At 55.8% G+C, this 2,230-nt stretch carries 3 protein-coding genes; all 3 read right to left on the bottom strand.

The window, feature by feature from the left end; translation table 11 throughout:
* Positions 1–332, bottom strand: a 332-nt coding sequence (locus Q7U71_06135) for a glycine dehydrogenase (GenBank protein MDO9391335.1), incomplete at its 3' end; no start/stop codon positions are given.
* A gap of 58 nt (positions 333–390) precedes the next feature.
* Positions 391–777, bottom strand: a complete 387-nt coding sequence (gcvH, locus tag Q7U71_06140; GenBank protein MDO9391336.1) for a glycine cleavage system protein GcvH — start codon at positions 775–777, stop codon at positions 391–393.
* A gap of 202 nt (positions 778–979) precedes the next feature.
* Complete coding sequence (gene gcvT / locus Q7U71_06145; GenBank protein ID MDO9391337.1) at positions 980–2,080, bottom strand: glycine cleavage system aminomethyltransferase GcvT; 1,101 nt, start codon at positions 2,078–2,080, stop codon at positions 980–982.
* Positions 2,081–2,230 lie beyond the last annotated feature (150 nt).

Consider the following 2,230-nt stretch of genomic DNA (forward strand, 5'->3'; position numbering starts at 1 on the left):
TGGAGGGTGCCCTGGCTGACCTCGGCCTGGTAGGGGGTGTAGGCGGTGTAGAACTCCGAGCGCAGCAGGATGTGGTCTATGGCCGCCGGGATGTAGTGGTCATAGGCCCCGCCGCCCAGGAACGATATTAGGGATGAGGCCGGATGGTTCTGCCCGGCCAGGGCCTTCACTTCTTTGACCGCTTCCATCTCGGACAGGGCTTTGGGAAGTTTCAGTTCGGCCTTGAGCCTGATCTCGGCCGGTATGTCGGCTATCAGCTCGTCAAAATTCTTGACCCCGATCCGCTTGAGCATGGCCTCGCGGTTTTTGTCGGTATTCGGTATGTATGGCATGATCTGATTAATTCAAATTTAATATTTCAAATTTAAAATTGCAAATTTGCAATTTCGGTCAGTGTCCGTGCTTCTCCATCTTGTCGTAACCGGCGGCGTCCATCAGGTTGGCGGCCTCGGCGGCATTGGAGATCCTGATCTTGACCATCCAGCCGGCGCCGTAGGCGTCCTTGTTGACCACATCCGGGGTCCCTTCCAGGGATCCGTTGACCTCGGTGACCTCGCCGGACAGGGGAGCGTTGAGGTCGGAGACCGCCTTGACCGCTTCCACCGTGCCCAGCGGCTTGTTCTGGGATACCTTGGCGCCAATGGCCGGCAGTTCTACGAAAACGATGTCCCCCAGCTCGCCCTGGGCAAAGTCGGTGACGCCGATGGTGGCGATGTCGCCTTCGATCCGGGCCCACTCGTGGCTGGCGGAATATTTCAGGTCCTTGGGAATGTTCATTGGTTCCTCCAAATGTTTTATATATTTTATATTTTGTTTTTTCTTTTATTCCTATCCGCAGATTTTACAGATTTACACAGATTTATCTTTTAATTCTATATTATTGGGAATAGCACTATCAATAATAATCTGCGTTAATAGTTCGGTTACCACTCACTACAACATCTGCGGATAAAAATCCCCGGGGAAATAAGGTGGTCTATTATTTCTTGATCGAGCTATTCTTCCAGAACGGGGTCTCGGCCACCTTGGCCGGAACCATCTTGCCCCGGATCTCCACCTGGAAGGGCGTGCCCACCGCCGAGAACTCGGCCTTGATATACCCGGTGCCGATGCCCTTGGCCACGGAGGGCGAGAAGACGCCGCTGGCAACTTCGCCGATCTGGGCGCCGTCCTTGAACATCTTGTAATGCTGGCGGGGGAAGGCGTTGCCCTCCAGTTCGAACCCGATCAGTTTCCGCTTTACGCCTTCGGCCTTCTGGTTGAGCAGAACATCCTTGGCGTTGAACTCTCCGGCCTTTTTGAGCTTGGTGATCCAGCCCAGTCCCGCCTCCAGCGGCGAGGTGGTCTGATCGATGTCGTTGCAGTAGAGGCAGTATTTCATCTCCAGCCGCAGGGAATCGCGGGCTCCCAGGCCGATGGGCCGCAGGTCGAATTCCTTCCCGGCCTGGAACAGGGCGTTCCAGATCTGGTCGGCGTGCTTGATGTCGAAGTACAGCTCAAATCCGTCCTCGCCGGTGTAGCCGGTGCGGGAGACCAGCATCTCGACCCCGTCCACCTTCCCGGTGCCAAACCAGTAGAACTTCATGTCGGAGAGCTTCAGGTCGCAGATCTTCTGCAGCAGCGGCTCGGACTTGGGCCCCTGCAGGGCCAGCTGGGCAACGTGGTCGCTGGTGTTGGTAAGTTTGACATCGAAGCCCTGGGCCTGCTCCTGAAGCCAGGCGAAATCCTTGGCCAGGTTGGAGGCGTTGACCACCAGGAAATAATGCTCGGGGTAGCGGTAGACCAGCAGGTCGTCCACGATCCCGCCGTCCTTGTAGCACATGGCCGAGTACTGGACCTGGTTGACCGCCAGGGCCGCCGGGTCGTTGACCGTGCAGTAGGAAACGAACTTCAATGCCTCCGGCCCCCTGACCTCGATCTCGCCCATATGGGAGACGTCGAACAGCCCGGCGGCCGAGCGGACGTGGCGGTGCTCCTCGATGATCCCCTGGTACTGCACCGGCATCAGGAACCCGGCAAAGGGCACCATCTTGCCCCCGGCCTTGACGTGATGTTCATAGAACGGGGTTTTGTTCTCCATGGTTGCTCCCTAAAGATATATTATGATTTTTGGTTTTGCGAAGGGAATTCCGCCGGGCATGAACTGTTATTATAGCCTAAAGCCTGTTCATTTTCAATTGAAAACAACAAAATTGTGGTAGACTAATGATTATGTCAGGGGTTAACTGAT

It is taken from the genome of bacterium (assembly GCA_030655055.1).
In the GTDB taxonomy this organism is placed as follows: domain Bacteria; phylum Edwardsbacteria; class AC1; order AC1; family EtOH8; genus UBA5202.

Bases quoted from the DNA above. Each gene is read 5' to 3' on its own strand.
- gcvH (MDO9391336.1), bottom strand. From the start codon at position 777: ATGAACATTCCCAAGGACCTGAAATATTCCGCCAGCCACGAGTGGGCC.
- gcvT (MDO9391337.1), bottom strand. From the start codon at position 2,080: ATGGAGAACAAAACCCCGTTCTATGAACATCACGTCAAGGCCGGGGGC.